Here is a 15,644-nt window from a genome sequence, read left to right as displayed (position 1 = left end):
TACCGGGACCGAGCCCCCTCGGCGTTGTGGGTGCGAGCGGTCAGCCGGCGATGGTGCCCTCGGCCTCGCCGGCGGCCTTCAGCGGGTCTCCGGGCAGCACCTCGGCGAGTTCGGCCGCCTCGGGGTCGCCGGCCGCGATCCGGGCTTCCTGGCCCAGGTTGCGGACCTCGGCCTTGCGGGCGAGCGCGGCCACCGCGGCGTTGAACTGCTCGATGGAGGTCGGCTCGTCCGGTCCCAGCAGGTACCGCTTGAGCTCGTCCCGGTCCACGGCCAGCGGATCGGCCGACGGATCGCGGACGGCGTCCAGCAGGGCGTCCAGTTCCTTGGCGCTGTTGGAGAGGATCACGGCGGCGCGTACGGCGGTGTTCGCCCGCTTGAACTCCTCCAGGCCGACTTCGGCGGAGTCGGTGACGGCGTACGGCTTGCCGCTCGCGATGAAGTCGGAGACGACGCTGGAAATGTCGGAGACCATCGCGTCGGAGACGTTGAAGCAGTCGTACAGGCGCGGTTCGGCGCCGGTGACGACCCGGTGCTCGTGGTCGGGGAAGGAACGCCAGTGGGCGTCGTTCCACTCGGCGCGCAGCCGGGCGATCTCCTCGTGCTTCTTCAGGTCGACGACGTCGTCCCGGCTGGCCTCGGCCTCGTCGCGCTTCTCGCCGCCGGTGCCGGTCAGCTCGGCCAGGCGGGTCTCGATACGGGTCAGCTCGGTCCGTGCCGCCGTCTGGGCGGCCGACTCGGCGGTGAAACGGGGGTCGGCGGCCCGCTGTGCGGCGGCCTTCTCGACGAGGGCGATGACGCGCCGGTGGGCGGCGCCGGCCTCGGCGCTGACGGTGCCGGTGAAGGGGTGCGGCTTATAGAGGACGCGGACCGGCGGGTCGGCCTTGACCAGCTTCTTCACGATATTCTCGCCGGCGAGCACGAGGGAGGTGTTGCCGGGGTTGCCGTCCCAGCCCTCCCAGGTGGGCGCGTAGAGGACGGTGGGGCAGCGTTCCTCGGCGGCGGGGACGCCCGGCCGGTTCTGGATGGGGGCCAGCTGCGGGCGGCCGACCTCGACGATGTCGTCGTCGCGGACGCCGACGTCGGCGATGGCGTAGCGGTCGCGGCCCGCGCGGCCGGCGGTCCACACCTCGTCGTAGACCTTGCTGAACGGGTTGACGCTGGCCAGCTTGTCGCTGTCGCCGTGGCCGATGAAGACGTGCTTCATGGTGGGGACGCGCAGCAGGTGGATGTTCTTGCCGACGTTGGCCGCGTAGAGGGCGACACGGACCGTGGAGAGGTCCAGGTTCATCAGGTGCACACCGCCGGGCACACAGATGACGGGGGCGGTGGTCGGGGCGAGGTTCTGCAGGATGACCCGCTCGCGCAGCAGGACCAGCGGGCGGGAGTCCAGCTGTTCCATGGTCTCCAGCCACATGTTGACCTGGTAGGCGGAGTCCTTGGAGCCGGAGAAGTACAGCACGGTCTCGGGCTTGTAGCGGCCCAGCCAGTCGTCGACGGCGGCCAGCACGGTGTCCGCGTTCGGCGGGGTCTTGCGGCCGCGCACGTACGGCATCAGCACCAGTACGTATCCGCAGCCCAGGGCGAGGGTGATCCCGATGCCGACGAAGCCGGCGACGGCGTTGTCCGTCATCGCCGAGACCAGCAGGCCCACGACGGCCGCGAGGTCGAGGTGGAGCATCTTCTCGGCGGAGCGGTCGAGCAGGCCGCGCGGCGGGGCGTCCGGGATGCGGATGCGGGACTTCAGGTCGACGTTGCGGGTGGCGACCGGCATCCGGCGGCGGTTGCGGATCAGGGTGACCAGTGCGCCGTGCGGGGCCTGCAGGCCGTAGAAGGCGATGAAGCAGGCGATCGCGCCGTAGAAGATCAGGTCGTTCGACAGGGACATCCGGGCCAGCAGCAGGATCAGCAGCAGCTGCCGGATCAGGAAGCGGATCGACAGACCGGCCCGGACCTTGCTCAGGCGGTTGATGAGGTAACTGCCCTTGCGGTGCAGGTAGTGGTCCGCCAGGTACGTGACGGCGGCCGCGGCCGCGAAGGCGTAAACGCTCGGGACGAGCGCGGCGATCATGAGCACGGGGAAGCCCAGCATCATGAGTGCCGCCGCGGCCAGCTCGGCCGCGCTGCCCACCCGGGCGACGCGAATAGCGGTGGATATCACGGAGAACCTTTTGCTGACAAAAAGGCCGGAATTTGACCTTGCGGACGATCTGGGAGGTTGTCGATCGGGAGTTTTTACGGTTCAGGCCCCTGTGATTGCTCCGCGAACGCGCAGCCACAGAGGCCTGAATTACACATGACTAATGGATGTTGATTATGCCACGCCGTCCTGTCGGTCCAGGACACTGGCCAGCGCCTGCTCGAAGCCGGTGGCCAGGCCTGCGGCGGCCGTCGGGTCCTGCTGGCGGACGTCGATGACATGGCCGGTGAGTTCGGACAGCAGCACGTCGAGGGAGGTGCGGGCGACGGCCTCGGAGGAGAGCAGCGAGCCCGTCGGCTCCTGGCCGAACGCCTTGGTGCGCATCGGGGTGGCGGTGCGCTCGGGGTTGACGCAGTTGACGCGGATGGCGTCGCCGGCCCACTCGTCGGACAGGGCCTGGGTGAGGTTCACCATGGCGGCCTTGGTCGAGGAGTAGAGGCTGTACTCGGCGCGGCCGCGGGTGTAGCTGCTGGAGGTGTAGAGCAGCAGCTGGCCGTTGGTCTCGGCGAGGTACTTGTAGCTGGAGCGGGCGATCTGCACCGGGGCCAGGTAGTTGACCTTCAGCGCCTCCTCGATGGTGGCGTTGTCGGTCTCGGCGAGCTTGCCGATGCGCAGCACGCCCGCCGTGTTGACGACGTAGTCGATCCGGCCGGTCTCCGCGTACGCCTTGGACAGCGCGTCGTCGACCTCCTCCGGGTTCTCCACGTGGGTGCCGGTGGTGGAGCGGCCCAGCGCGTAGACGTTGGCGCCGTAGGACTCGGCGAGTTCGGCGATGTCCTTGCCGATGCCGTAGGAACCGCCGAAGATCACCGCGGTCTTGCCGGTGAGCAGTTCGCGGTAGGCGTCCTCGTCCTTCTGCTCGGGCGCGGCCGTGGAGCCGAGCTGGAAGAGCTTGTCGGCGATGAAGACGTCGACGGGCTGAGTGACCTTCATGTTGTACTCGTCGCCGGCGACCACGTGGATCGGGACGTCCGGCAGGTACTTGAGGACGACGGAGCAGTCGTCGGTGGCCTGGAAGTTGGGGTCGCCGTCGGCGACCTCGTAGGCCCGCTTGATCGTGGACAGCTTGAACGCCTGCGGGGTCTGGCCGCGGCGCAGCCGGGAGCGGTCCGGGATCTCGGTGATGAACTCGCCGTCCTCACCGTGCGTCCGCGTGACGATGATGGTGTCGGCGGACGGGATGGCGACGTCGACGGCCTGGTAGCGCTCCAGGGCGGCCACGCAGTCGTCGATGACGCGCTGCGACAGCAGGGGGCGTACGGCGTCGTGGAAGAGGACCTTGAGGTCCTCGCCGTCGGCCAGGCCCTCGCCGAGCGCCTCGATGGCGCGCTCGGTGGTCTCGTTCCGCGTGTTGCCACCCTCGATGATCTTCTTGACCTTTGTGAACCCGGCCTTGGCGACGATCTTCTCGACGTCCGCCACATAGCCCGGCGCCATCAGCACGATGATGTCGTCGATCGAGCCGGCCTTCTCGAAGGTGGTCAGGGTGTGCTCGATGACTGCCTTGCCGGCGATCTTCAGCAACTGCTTGGGGATCGACAGACCCACCCGCTGGCCGGTGCCACCGGCCAGGATGACTGCGGTGGTTCGGGGCTTGGCTATGTGCTGGGACACAGGTGACCTACCTTGGGGCATCAGGGAACCTCGAAATGGTCCCACTTCCGGTAACCGCAGTGCAAGGTGAGTGCCGCCCGCTGCATATGTGCGCGCAACCTTTCATTCACCTTGCATCCCTGGTGATGGGCGTCGCCCGCCGGACGTCCGGGGAAGTTCCGTGAATTTGCTGTGAGTAACTACACAGGGCATTCCGATTGCTGTGCGTGACACCTGGCACGTCTCAGCAGGACTAAGCCGTGCCGTGTGGACGGCTTAGCACAGCTAAGCCGTCCACGCGCAGGACCGGCTCAGCGCCGTCGCAGCCTCTTCAGGCATCGGTGCCCCAGTACCCGTACGAGTTCCTTCGACGACGTCTGGTGCACCGTACGGGCCTTCGCCTCGGCGGTGTGCCGCACCGGTGCCGCGGCCGCCGCGGCGAGTGCGCCGTACAAGGCATGGGCTGCGACCTCTGGTGCGATGCGGGCCTCGGCGGCGGCCGGGCCGGTGGCCGGTTCGCGCTGCTTGGGAATGGTGGAGAGCAGGGACGCGTCGCCGATGACGCGGACGCCCATGGCGTCGATGCGTTCCACCATCTCGGCGCCGATGTGGCCGGCGGCCTCGACGGCCCAGTCGGGGGTGGCGATCTTCACGTCCTCGGCGGTGGGGCTGCACGTGTTCTTCATATGCATGACGGCGCCGTTGCGGACGAGCTTGGAATAGAGCTCGTCGGGCAGTCCATTGCCGCGGAATTCCACGTTGAGCTTTCGCAGCATTTCGGTCTCGGCGAGGGTGAGGGAGCGGTTCGCCGCGTCCGGGACGGGCCGCAGGAGGTTTTCGGGCAGTCCGAGCAGCGCTTCGAAGGTGCGCATCAGGCTGTCGCGGTCCCGGTCGTCGGCCACGACGACGGTGATCCGGTCGGCGCCGACCGCGCGGATCCAGCGTTCGACGAGCCGGTCGTGCCGGTGCCGGCGCCAGAAGCTGGGGTTGGGCTTCTCGTAAGGGGCCTTGCGCAGCATGTGGTCCAGCCACTCCTCGTACCCCATGCGCAGCCCGTTCTGCACGTACTGCTGCCACTGCGAGGGCATGATCCGGGCGATCGGGCGCAGGGTGACGAGGACGTGGACGCGGTCGCCGCCGAGCTGCTCGACGATGCGGGCGACGGTCTCGTCGTCGGGGGCGTCGGCAAAGAACTCGCTGCTGATCACCGAGGTCCGGGATCCGGTGGCCTCGACCTGCTTGAGCAGCCGTGTCCAGTGCTTCTCGGTGGGCACGGTGTCGCCGATCATCGCGGGCCGGGCGCAGGCGGCGAGGGCGGCCTCCATGGGGTGCCGGCTGGTCGCCGGGAACTCCACACCGTGCTCGGGCAGCTTGCCCTTCGCGGCGAAGAGGGCGCCCTGAATGGCCGTGGTGCCGGTCTTGTGCGGGCCGATGTGCAGCAGGCGGGTGCCGGCGGGCAGGGCGGCAAGGGGTCCGGTGGGGCTCGTGGGGCCTATGGGGGCGTTGTCCACCGGGGCTTCGCTTCTCGTACAGTCCGTCTCCATGGTTAACGGAAGGTAAGACGTTTACCTTAGGTTCACCTGAGAGAAGCCTGGGACACAGATGAGTCCCAGGCTCCTGTCACACAGACTTCACTGTCGGCGCGCCCGGCTCACCCTTCGCGCGTCGCCCGTCACTCATCGCTAATCGCTCGTCACACGACCTTTACGCCGGGTTCGTCCGCCTCGACGCGCAGGGTCGCGAAGGTGCTCGCGGTGGCCTGCGGCTTGACGACGGTGTCGACGACCCGCACGCGCGCGTCGATGCCGTCGCGGCGGATGTCGAAGAGGTGGTAGCCGCGGTGGGCGTCGATGACCTTCCAGTGCGGGTTGTCGGGCTTGAGCGGGTCGAACTGGGCGTGGAAGGCGGCCTGGTCCTGGTCGCCGTTGCTGGAGATGGAGGTGCCGACGAACTCGGCGCCGACCACGTCCGACGACGGGTCGGCGAAGTCCTGCTTCAGGTCGCTGATCATGGTGAGGTGCCGGTCGCCGCTGAGCACGACGGGGTTGCGGATCGAGGCGAACTCGTCCAGCAGGGCGTTGCGCTCGACCTGGTAGCCGTCCCAGGCGTCGTAGTACCAGAGCTTTCCGTCGCCGGGCAGGATGTCGGTCTCGGCCATCATGATCTGCGAGGCGATCAGGTTCCAGCGGGCCGGTGAGCCGTGCAGTCCGTCGAGGAGCCACTGCTTCTGCCCGGCGCCGAGCATGGTGAGGGAGGGGTCCTGGGCGGCCGCCTGGCTGGTGACCTGGTCGCTGCGGAACTGCCGGGTGTCGAGGACGTTGAGCCGGGCCAGCCGGCCGAACTCCAGACGGCGGTACATCTGGATGTGCGGTCCGTCCGGGATCGCGGTGGCCCGGACCGGCATGTGCTCGTAGTAGGCCTGGAAGGCGGCGGTCTGCCGGGCGACGAACGCGTCGTGGGACTGCTTGTCGGGGTCCTGCGGGACCTGGCCGGCCCAGTCGTTGTCGACCTCGTGGTCGTCGAAGGTGACCACCCAGGGCGCGTTCGCGTGCATCGCGGCGAGGTCGGGGTCGCTGCGGTACTGGGCGTAGCGGTTGCGGTACTGGGCCAGGGTGTACGGCTCCCCGGTGCCCTCGTGGCGGCGGGGGCCGGCCGAGGACGGCGTGGACTCGTAGATGTAGTCGCCGACGAAGAGGACGACGTCGGGGTCCTGGGCGAGCATGTCGGCGTACGGGGTGAAGTAGCCGTGCTGCCAGTTCTGGCAGGAGGCCAGGGCCACGCGCAGGGAACCGCCCCTGGCGTGCGGGTGGGGTGCGGTGCGGGTGCGGCCCGTCGGGGAGATCCGGCCGCCGGCGCGGAAGCGGTACCAGTAGGTGCGGCCCGGGTGCAGTCCTCGTACATCCACGTGAACGCTGTGCCCGTACTCGGGCCGGGCGTGGGCGGTGCCCCGGCGGGCGACCTTGCGGAAGCGCTCGTCCTCGGCGATCTCCCAGGCGACGGGGACGACAGCGTCGGGCATGCCGCCGCCGTGGAGGGGGTCCGGGGCGAGTCGGGTCCAGAGCACGATGCCGTCGGGGAGCGGGTCGCCGGAGGCGACACCGAGGCTGAACACGCCGTCGGGCAGCGGGGTGTCGGCCGCCTGGGCGGAGGCGGGCAGCCAGAGCTGGGCGGAGGCGGCGGCACCGAGGACGGCGGCACCGGCGGTCAGAAAGCGGCGTCGGTCGGGCGATGGTGCTCCGGTCATGCGCGGACTCCCTTGCCACAGTGGCCTCTTGAACGGTCTGACCTTCGGAAGCTCCCACGGTCGGACGGTCCGTGCGCTGAACGAGAGCATTCGTGCGCATGACAACTAGGCAGACAACCGGCGTCCTCCGACGTCAGAGGAACAGACCACTGAAGCCCCGTACTTGACGACGGCTCAGCCGCTCCGGCCGGCGGACGGGGCGGCCTCCGCGGGAGCGGTGACCGTGGGAGCGGCGTCCGCGGGTTCCGTGACCGCCGCCGCCAGCCGGTCGCGGAACCAGCGGTGGCCCGGGTCGGCCGAGTTGCGCGGGTGCCAGGCCATGCCGAAGTCGAGGGGTGCCAGGTCGAGCGGGATCGGGAAGGTGCGCAGGCCCAGCGCCTCGATGGTGTCGTCGAGCCAGTCGGCGACGGTGAGTGCGACGAGGTCGGTGGTGCGGGCGAGCATCATCGCGCTGGTGTGGCTGGGGACGACGACGGCGATACGGCGCTGGAGGCCGAGTCCGTCGAGGGCGCGGTCGATGGGGCCGAGGCGTCTTCCGTGCCGGGAGATGCCGATGTGACCGGCGGCGGCGAACCGGCGGGCGGTGATCCGGCCCTGGAGGAGCGGGTGTCCGGCGCGGGCGACGCCGACCAGGGTCTTGCGGGTGAGCCGGCGGGTGCGGATCTCGGGGTCCAGGTGGCCGAGGACGCCCAGTTCGACGTCGACCAGGCCCTGCCGCAGCGCGGGCCCGCCCTCCAGTGCCTCCGGCACGAAGACGACGTCCACGTGCGGGGCCTCGGCGTGGACGTGGTCGGTGAGGGTGCCGGCCAGGCCCACGAGGAGCAGTTCGGTGGTCTGCACGGTGAAGGTGCGCTGGAGGTGGACGGGGTCGAAGCCGGCGCCCGGCCGCAGGACGTCGTCGCAGCCGCGCAGCAACTCGGTCACCTGGTCGCGGAGTTCGAGGGCGCGCGGGGTGGGGACCAGGCCCTGTCCGGCGCGCACCAGCAGCGGGTCGCCGACGGCTCGGCGCAGCCGGGCGAGGGTACGGCTGACCGCCGCGGGTGACGTGCCGAGCCGCTCGGCGGCCCGCGTCACGCTGTTCTCCTGGAGCAGGGCGTCCAGGACGCGCAGCAGGTTGAGATCGATCAAAACCACCCTCCTGAGCTGCGTCTTTGCGTCTGTGGCAAGGATTCGCTGCTCATCTTTGCATGGCCTCGGGGCGGTGTGCCGCGGAGAGTGGTTGTCGCCGGTGAGACCGGGGTCGGCGGACCGGCCCCGCTGGATCTCGCCGCGCTCCATGACGACGAAAGGCATGTACGTGTACGTCATCACCGCACCCACCAGCACCATCGGCCGTCTGGTCGTCGACGACCTGCTCGCCCGTGGGGAGAAACCGCGTCTGGTCACCCGGGACGCCTCGCGGCTCGCCCCCGGGGTCCGGGAGGGGGCCGAGATCGTCGAGGGTTCGCACGGTGACGAGGCCGTGGTCGAGCGGGCCTGTGCGGACGCCGAGGCCGTCTTCTGGCTGGCGCCGGACGACGGGGACGCGCCGGGCACCGACGCCGCCTATGTCGACTTCATGCGCTCCTTGAACTCCGAGCCGGTGAGAGCGAGGGGATGGCGCAGGGGCTGGTCGACATGTTCGAGGCGAAGAACAGGGGCCTGGACAACGCCGAGCCGCGCACCGCCGGGCCGACGACGCCGACGACGTTCCGGCAGTGGTGCGAGGAGGTCCTCAGGCCGGCCGTGACGGGCTGAGCACCCACAGGGCTTAGCACCCGCAGCCGCCCAGCCCAGCCACCCGGGCCTGAGCCCGGGCCGCCGCCCCCTCCCCCGTCACTCCTCGAACGGGTCGAAGTCGCCGTACGCGCGCAGCGACTCGTCGCGCTCGGCCTCGCGGTCGCGGCGGCGCTGCGCGGCGGGGCGCGGTTCCTCGAAGCGGTGGTCCTCGCCGCGGCGGCCGAGCATCTCGGCGCCGGACATCATGGTCGGCTCCCAGTCGAAGACGACGGCGTTGTCCTCGGGGCCGATGGCGACGCCGTCGCCGCTGCGGGCGCCCGCCTTCATCAGCGACTGCTCCACGCCGAGGCGGTTGAGGCGGTCGGCGAGGTAGCCGACGGCCTCGTCGTTGGTGAAGTCGGTCTGCCGGACCCAGCGTTCGGGCTTCTCGCCGCGCACCCGGAAGAGGCCGTCCTCCTCCTGGGCGACGGTGAAGCCGGCGTCGTCCACGGCCTTGGGCCGGATGACGATCCGGGTCGCCTCCTCCTTGGGCTTGGCGGCGCGGGACTGGGCGACCAGCTCGCCGAGCGCGAACGACAGCTCGCGCAGGCCGAGGTGGGCGACGGCCGACACCTCGTAGACGCGGTAGCCGCGGGCCTCCAGGTCGGGGCGGACCAGTTCGGCGAGGTCCTTGCCGTCGGGGACGTCGGTCTTGTTGAGGACGACGATCCGGGGCCGGTTGTCGAGGCCGCCGTACTGCCTGAGCTCCTCCTCGATGATGTCGAGGTCGGAGACGGGGTCGCGGTCGGACTCCAGGGTGGCGGTGTCCAGGACGTGCACGAGGACGCTGCACCGCTCGACGTGCCGCAGGAACTCCAGGCCGAGGCCCTTGCCCTGGCTGGCGCCGGGGATGAGTCCGGGGACGTCGGCGATGGTGTAGACGGTCGAACCGGCCGTCACCACACCGAGGTTGGGGACCAGGGTGGTGAACGGGTAGTCGGCGATCTTCGGCTTGGCGGCCGACAGCACCGAGATCAGCGAGGACTTGCCGGCGCTGGGGTAGCCCACCAGGGCCACGTCGGCGACGGTCTTCAGCTCCAGGACGATGTCCCGGAGGTCGCCGGGCACGCCGAGCAGGGCGAAGCCGGGGGCCTTGCGGCGGGCGCTGGCGAGGGCCGCGTTGCCGAGGCCGCCGCGGCCGCCCTGGGCGGCGATGTAGGAGGTGCCGTGGCCGACGAGGTCGGCGAGGACGTTGCCCGCCCCGTCCAGTACGACGGTGCCGTCGGGCACCGGCAGGACGAGGTCCTGGCCGTCCTTGCCGGCCCGGTTGCCGCCCTCACCGGGCTTGCCGTTGGTGGCCTTGCGGTGCGGGGAGTGGTGGTAGTCGAGGAGGGTCGTCACGGACTGGTCGACGGTCAGGATGACGTCGCCGCCACGGCCGCCGTTGCCGCCGTCGGGGCCGCCGAGCGGCTTGAACTTCTCCCGGTGTACGGAGGCACAGCCGTGGCCTCCGTTACCCGCGGCGACGTGCAGCTCGACGCGGTCCACGAAGGTGGTCATGGGATGTGCCTCCAGTTACGTACGGGTATTACTAGGTCAACACGCGAAAGGCGGACCCGCTTCCCCGCAGGGAAGTGAGGTCCGCCTCGCGAAAAGCTTTCCGATCAGTTACCTGAATCAGTTACCTGATGCTTCAGGCGACCGGAACGATGTTCACGACCTTGCGGCCACGGTGGGTGCCGAACTCCACCGCACCCGGCTGCAGCGCGAACAGCGTGTCGTCGCCGCCGCGGCCGACGCCGGCGCCGGGGTGGAAGTGGGTGCCGCGCTGGCGGACCAGGATCTCGCCCGCGTTGACGACCTGACCGCCGAAGCGCTTCACGCCGAGGCGCTGAGCGTTGGAGTCACGACCGTTACGGGTGGACGATGCGCCCTTCTTGTGTGCCATCTCTCCTCAGTCCCTTACTTCGCAGCCGCGGGGATCTCAGTGACCTTGATCGCCGTGTACTGCTGGCGGTGGCCCTGGCGACGGCGGTAACCGGTCTTGTTCTTGTAGCGCAGAATGTCGATCTTCTGGCCCTTGTGGTGGTCCACGACCTCGGCCTGGACCTTGATGCCGGCCAGCACCCACGGGTCGCTGGTCACGGCCTCGCCGTCGACAACGAGCAGGGTCGAGAGCTCGACCGTGTCGCCAACCTTGGCAGTGGAAATCTTGTCAACCTCAACGATGTCGCCGACAGCAACCTTGTGCTGGCGACCACCGCTGCGCACGATGGCGTACACGCGGATCTCACTCTCTCGCTCGGAACCGGCACCCCCGCAGTCCAGCCGTCCGGCACGCGGGCGGCCTCTCCGGAACACCGTGTGCTCCGGAGGAAGAGGTTTACGGGGATGTGGCACGTCCTCATATCCATGGACACGCCGACGGTCAAGGTTACGGGGCGGTGGCCGAGGGGGTCAAACCGGGCCCCGGGGGGTGTGGGGCCGGTCACTCGGATCCGGCCCTACGGAGTGCGGGACCGGCCGCTCGGAGCGGGCCCCGCGGGTGCGGGACCGGTCACCCGGACCGGTCCCGCACCTGGGCGTCAGCCCTCGTCGGAGGCGGTGGCGACCGTGGTGGTCTTCTTCGCCGTCGACTTGGCGGCGGCCGTCTTGGCGGTCTTGGCCGCCTTCTTGGCCGTCGTCTTCTTCGCCGCCGTCTTCTTGGCCGCGGTCTTCTTCGCGGCCGTCTTCTTCGCGGCGGTCTTCTTGGCAGCCGTCTTACGGGCCGTCTTCTTGGCCGGAGCGGCCTCCTCGACGCCCTCCTCGACGCCCTCCTCGGCGGTCTCGTCCGCGACCGGCGCCCCGGCAACGGGAGCCTCCGGCTGCTCGGCGGTCTCCGTCGACGGTACGACCACGACGGCCGCCTCCTCCGACGCGGTCGGCGCGGTGGCCTTGCGGACCGCACGGCGGCGCGGACGGGCCGGGGCGGCGCTCTCGGCGGGCGCGGCCGCCTCGGGCTCCGCCGCGGGTGCCACGACCGGCTCCGCCACGGGCTCGGTCACCGCTTCGGCCGCCGGGGCGGTCTCGGCGACGACGGTCACCACGGCGGCCGTCTCGGACCCTGCCGGGGAGCCGGCGGGCGCCGACACCTTCCGGGTGGCCCGGCGACGGGTACGGCCCTTGGACACGGCCTCCTCGGCGGCAGGGGCCTCGGGGGCCGGGACGACCACGTCCTCCACGGCGACCGGCTCGGCGTGCGCCTCGGCGACCGGCTCCGGCAGCACCTCACGCTCCGCCTCCGCGGCGACGGGTACGGCACGGTCGGCCGGCGTCTCGGCCTCCGCGCCCCGGTTGCGGCCCACGCGCTCCCTGGGCGCACCGGCCGGAGCCGAGGCCCGGCGGCTCGCCCGGCGGCGGCTGCGGCCGCGGCCGGCCGCGGCCTCCGCCTCGGCGACGCTGCTGTACAGCTCCTCGTCCGGCGCGAATTCGGGGGCGGGCAGTGCGACGGGCGTGGCGGCCTCGGCCGCGACCTCCGCCGCCGTCTCGACCGCGTGCACGGCCTCGGCGTGCTCGACGGCCCCGTCGGCCGCGGCCTCGTGCGTCTCGTGCACGTCATGGTCGTGCTCGTGCCCGTCGCCGCCGCGCCCGCGCTTCTTGCGCTTGCCGCCGCCACCGCCGGAGGTGGGCTGCTCCATGTGGACGATGACGCCGCGGCCGTTGCAGTGCACGCAGGTCTCGGAGAAGGACTCCAGCAGGCCCTGCCCGACGCGCTTGCGGGTCATCTGGACGAGCCCCAGCGAGGTCACCTCGGCCACCTGGTGCTTCGTACGGTCCCGCCCGAGGCATTCGAGCAGGCGGCGCAGCACCAGGTCCCGGTTGGACTCCAGGACCATGTCGATGAAGTCGATGACGATGATGCCGCCGAGGTCGCGCAGCCGCAGCTGGCGGACGATCTCCTCGGCCGCCTCCAGGTTGTTCCTGGTGACCGTCTCCTCCAGGTTGCCGCCCTGGCCGGTGAACTTGCCGGTGTTGACGTCGATGACGACCATCGCCTCGGTCCGGTCGATCACCAGCGAGCCGCCGCTGGGCAGCCAGACCTTGCGGTCCAGGGCCTTGGCGAGCTGCTCGTCGATCCGGTAGGTGGCGAAGACGTCGACCTCGGAGGTCCACTTCGACAGCCGGCCCGCGAGGTCGGGGGCGACGTGCGAGACGTAGCCGTGGACGGTCTCCCAGGCCTCGTCACCGCTGACGACGACCTTGGAGAAGTCCTCGTTGAAGATGTCGCGGACGACCCGGACGGTCATGTCCGGCTCGCCGTACAGCAGCGTCGGTGCGTTCGAGCTGCCGCCGTTCTTCGACTTCTTCTGGATCTCCTCCCACTGCGACTGGAGCCGTTCGACGTCGCGGCGCAGCTCGTCCTCGCTCGCGCCCTCGGCGGCGGTGCGCACGATGACGCCCGCGTCCTCGGGGACGATCTTCTTGAGGATGGTCTTCAGCCGGGCCCGCTCGGTGTCGGGCAGCTTGCGGCTGATGCCGGTCATCGAGCCCTCGGGGACGTACACGAGGTAGCGGCCCGGGAGGGAGACCTGGCTGGTCAGACGGGCGCCCTTGTGGCCGATCGGGTCCTTCGTCACCTGGACGAGCACGGACTGGCCGGACTTGAGGGCGGCCTCGATGCGGCGCGGCCCGTTGGCCATGCCGAGCGCCTCGAAGTTGACCTCACCGGCGTACAGGACGGCGTTGCGGCCCTTGCCGATGTCGATGAAGGCGGCCTCCATGGACGGCAGCACGTTCTGGACCTTGCCCAGGTAGACGTTGCCGACGTAGGAGGTGGCCTGCTCCTTGTTGACGTAGTGCTCGACGAGCACGCCGTCCTCCAGGACGCCGATCTGGGTGCGGTCGCCGTACTGGCGGACGACCATCACGCGCTCGACGGCCTCGCGGCGGGCGAGGAACTCGGCCTCGGTGATGATCGGGACGCGCCGGCGGCCCTGCTCGCGGCCTTCGCGGCGGCGCTGCTTCTTGGCCTCCAGACGCGTGGAGCCCTTGATGGACTGCACCTCGTCGGACGGCTCGGACGGCTTGCGGGGCTCGCGGACCTTGACGACCGTGCGCTCCGGGTCGCCGTCGCCGGGCTCGGCGTCGGCGGAGCTGTCCCCGGTGCGACGCCGGCGGCGACGGCGGCGACGGCTGCTGGAGGAGGAGCCGCCGGCCTCGCCGTGGGCGTCCTCGTCGTCCTCTTCCTCCTGCTCGGCGGTGTCCTCGGCGTCCTGCTCGGCCTGCTCGGCGGCCAGCTCGTCGCCGTCGCCGTCGGCGTCACCGTCACCGGCGTCACCACGGCGGCGACGACGGCCACCGCGGCGGCGACGGCGGCGGGAACCGGCCTCCTCGGCCTCGTCCTCACCGTCGGCGGCGTCCTCGGTGTCCTCGGCGGTCTCGGCGCTCTCCTCCGGCTCCTCGGCCTCGTCCTCGGCGGCGGGCCGGGCGACCGGGGTCTCCTCGGCGGCACCCCGGCGCCGGCGCCGGCGGCGCGAACCGGTCTCGGCCTGCTCGGCCTGTTCGGCCTGCTCAACCTGCTCGGCCGGCTCCGGCTGGTACGGGGCGGGTTCCTCGGGCTCCTCCGTCACGGCGGCCACGGCGGCCGCTTCGGCGGCGGCCCGCTCCGGGGTCTGGAACTTCGGCTCGGTGAACACCGGCGCCTGGAACACGGCGACGGCGGGCCGGGCGGGCCGGCGCTGCGACTCGTCCTCGGCGGGCGTGGCCGCGGCGGCGGGCTCGGAGAACCCGATGGCGGCCTGCCGTACGACGCGGCGCCGACGCCGCGGGGACTCGGTCCCGGGCTCCTCGACGGCGGGGGCCTCGGTGGTGGAGGTGACGGCCGGGGCCTCGACGGACTGCGGCTGAGCCGCGGCGGGGGCCTCGGCGACGGCCTCGGGCGCACCGGCGGGCGCGGCGACCCGGCGGGTGGCACGGCGGCGGGCACGCGGCGCGGGCGCGGTGGGCTCCGCCTCGGGGGCGGGGGTGCCCTCGGTGCCCTCGGTGTTCTCGACGGCTTCCGCGGTCCCGACGGCGGGCACGGACTCGTCGACAGCCTCGACGGCTTCGGTGGTCTCGGCGGTCACCGGGGTGCCGGTGGGCGCGGACGCCCGGCGGGTGGCCCGGCGGCGGGTACGCGGAGCGGGCACGGTCTCCTCGGTGGCTTCGGCGGCTTCGGCAGCCGGAGCGGCCTCGGTGACCTCAGCAGTCTCGGTGACCTCAGGGGTCTCGGAAACCGCGGAGGCCTCGACAGCCGCTTCCTGCTCGGCCGCCTCGGTGGGCGTGGAGACGCGACGCGTGGCACGCCGGCGTGTCCGGCGCGGCGCGGCCTCCTCGTCGCTCTGTACGGCGTCCTCGGCCTCGGCCACGGGCGTGGCCTCGACGGGCTCGACGGGCTCGCCGGCGGTCGCGGGAAGCACGGTCTCGGCCGTCTCGACGGCCTCGGCCCCCGTCGGGGAACCGGTGGGCGCGGACGCCCGGCGGGTGGCCCGGCGGCGGGTACGCGCGGCGGGCACGGCCTCCTCGGCGACCGCGGCGGCCTCGGCCGTCTCCAGGGTCTGTGCCGTCTCCTCGTCGGCCTCTGCGGGCTCGGAGGGGAACGACTCGGCGGCCGGTATGGCCGGCGTGGTGATCTCGGCCACGGCCTCGCCCGCCGCGTTGGCGGCAGGCGGTCCCGCGGGGCGGGACGCGGCACGGCGACGCCTGCGCGGCGGCAGGGTGTCGCTCGGGGTGTTGGGTTCGGAGCCCTCGATGGGCTCGGTCGGTTCCAGCATGCGGGCGGTTCTCCCGTCAGGCTCCCGGGCGCCGCGCCTGGTCCGGCGTCGTTCGCTTTCGAGCGACCGCCGGTGACGTCCGCGGCTCGCGCGTTGCGCGGTGCCGCCGTGTGGGGCGCGG

Annotated in this window: 10 protein-coding genes; 1 reads left to right on the top strand and 9 read right to left on the bottom strand. The window is 71.5% G+C overall.

The features are described from left to right. Nucleotides 1–40: 40 nt before the first annotated feature. From ACFWXC_RS34905 to ACFWXC_RS34885, 5 genes are all read right to left on the bottom strand, one after another. Entirely contained in the window at nucleotides 41–2,128 is a 2,088-nt protein-coding gene (locus ACFWXC_RS34905) for a hypothetical protein (protein WP_384485004.1), read from the bottom strand. A 183-nt stretch (nucleotides 2,129–2,311) separates the two neighbouring features. Then, complete coding sequence (locus tag ACFWXC_RS34900) at nucleotides 2,312–3,811, bottom strand: D-ribitol-5-phosphate cytidylyltransferase (protein ID WP_384484992.1); 1,500 nt, start codon at nucleotides 3,809–3,811, stop codon at nucleotides 2,312–2,314. A 290-nt stretch (nucleotides 3,812–4,101) separates the two neighbouring features. Next, a complete protein-coding gene (locus ACFWXC_RS34895; protein ID WP_384484990.1) occupies nucleotides 4,102–5,334 on the bottom strand; it encodes a hypothetical protein in 1,233 nt (410 codons plus the stop codon). A 149-nt stretch (nucleotides 5,335–5,483) separates the two neighbouring features. Further along, entirely contained in the window at nucleotides 5,484–7,034 is a 1,551-nt protein-coding gene (locus tag ACFWXC_RS34890) for an alkaline phosphatase D family protein (RefSeq protein ID WP_384484988.1), read from the bottom strand. A 174-nt stretch (nucleotides 7,035–7,208) separates the two neighbouring features. Then, complete coding sequence (locus ACFWXC_RS34885) at nucleotides 7,209–8,159, bottom strand: LysR family transcriptional regulator (RefSeq protein WP_384485002.1); 951 nt, start codon at nucleotides 8,157–8,159, stop codon at nucleotides 7,209–7,211. 151 nt (nucleotides 8,160–8,310) lie between these two features. Between ACFWXC_RS34885 and ACFWXC_RS34880 the strand changes: the two genes are divergently transcribed. After that, nucleotides 8,311–8,763 carry an NAD(P)H-binding protein gene (locus ACFWXC_RS34880; protein WP_384484986.1) on the top strand — a complete coding sequence of 151 codons (453 nt, stop codon included), beginning with the start codon at nucleotides 8,311–8,313 and terminating at the stop codon, nucleotides 8,761–8,763. An 86-nt stretch (nucleotides 8,764–8,849) separates the two neighbouring features. Here ACFWXC_RS34880 and obgE read toward each other — a convergent pair whose 3' ends face one another. The 4 genes from obgE to ACFWXC_RS34860 all read right to left on the bottom strand — a co-directional run bounded on the left by obgE (nucleotide 8,850) and on the right by ACFWXC_RS34860 (nucleotide 15,523). After that, nucleotides 8,850–10,292 carry a GTPase ObgE gene (gene obgE / locus ACFWXC_RS34875; protein WP_384484984.1) on the bottom strand — a complete coding sequence of 481 codons (1,443 nt, stop codon included), beginning with the start codon at nucleotides 10,290–10,292 and terminating at the stop codon, nucleotides 8,850–8,852. A gap of 133 nt (nucleotides 10,293–10,425) precedes the next feature. After that, complete coding sequence (gene rpmA, locus ACFWXC_RS34870; protein WP_020940020.1) at nucleotides 10,426–10,680, bottom strand: 50S ribosomal protein L27; 255 nt, start codon at nucleotides 10,678–10,680, stop codon at nucleotides 10,426–10,428. Nucleotides 10,681–10,694: 14 nt separating this feature from the next. After that, a complete protein-coding gene (gene rplU, locus ACFWXC_RS34865) occupies nucleotides 10,695–11,015 on the bottom strand; it encodes a 50S ribosomal protein L21 (RefSeq protein WP_030217740.1) in 321 nt (106 codons plus the stop codon). Between the two features lie 302 nt (nucleotides 11,016–11,317). After that, nucleotides 11,318–15,523, bottom strand: coding sequence for an Rne/Rng family ribonuclease (locus ACFWXC_RS34860; protein WP_384484981.1), 4,206 nt, complete (start codon nucleotides 15,521–15,523; stop codon nucleotides 11,318–11,320). Between the last annotated feature and the right edge of the window lie 121 nt (nucleotides 15,524–15,644).

This window comes from Streptomyces sp. NPDC058683, from assembly GCF_042716195.1.
Lineage (GTDB): Bacteria > Actinomycetota > Actinomycetes > Streptomycetales > Streptomycetaceae > Streptomyces.
The sequence above is the reverse complement of the archived record's forward strand: the minus strand, read 5'-3'. Positions and strand labels throughout refer to the sequence as shown.

Excerpts from the sequence above, each read along its gene's own strand:
- ACFWXC_RS34895 (WP_384484990.1), bottom strand. The coding sequence starts at position 5,334 with ATGGAGACGGACTGTACGAGAAGCGAAGCCCCGGTGGACAACGCCCCC.
- ACFWXC_RS34890 (WP_384484988.1), bottom strand. The coding sequence starts at position 7,034 with ATGACCGGAGCACCATCGCCCGACCGACGCCGCTTTCTGACCGCCGGT.
- ACFWXC_RS34880 (WP_384484986.1), top strand. The coding sequence starts at position 8,311 with ATGACGACGAAAGGCATGTACGTGTACGTCATCACCGCACCCACCAGC.
- obgE (WP_384484984.1), bottom strand. The coding sequence starts at position 10,292 with ATGACCACCTTCGTGGACCGCGTCGAGCTGCACGTCGCCGCGGGTAAC.
- rpmA (WP_020940020.1), bottom strand. The coding sequence starts at position 10,680 with ATGGCACACAAGAAGGGCGCATCGTCCACCCGTAACGGTCGTGACTCC.
- ACFWXC_RS34860 (WP_384484981.1), bottom strand. The coding sequence starts at position 15,523 with ATGCTGGAACCGACCGAGCCCATCGAGGGCTCCGAACCCAACACCCCG.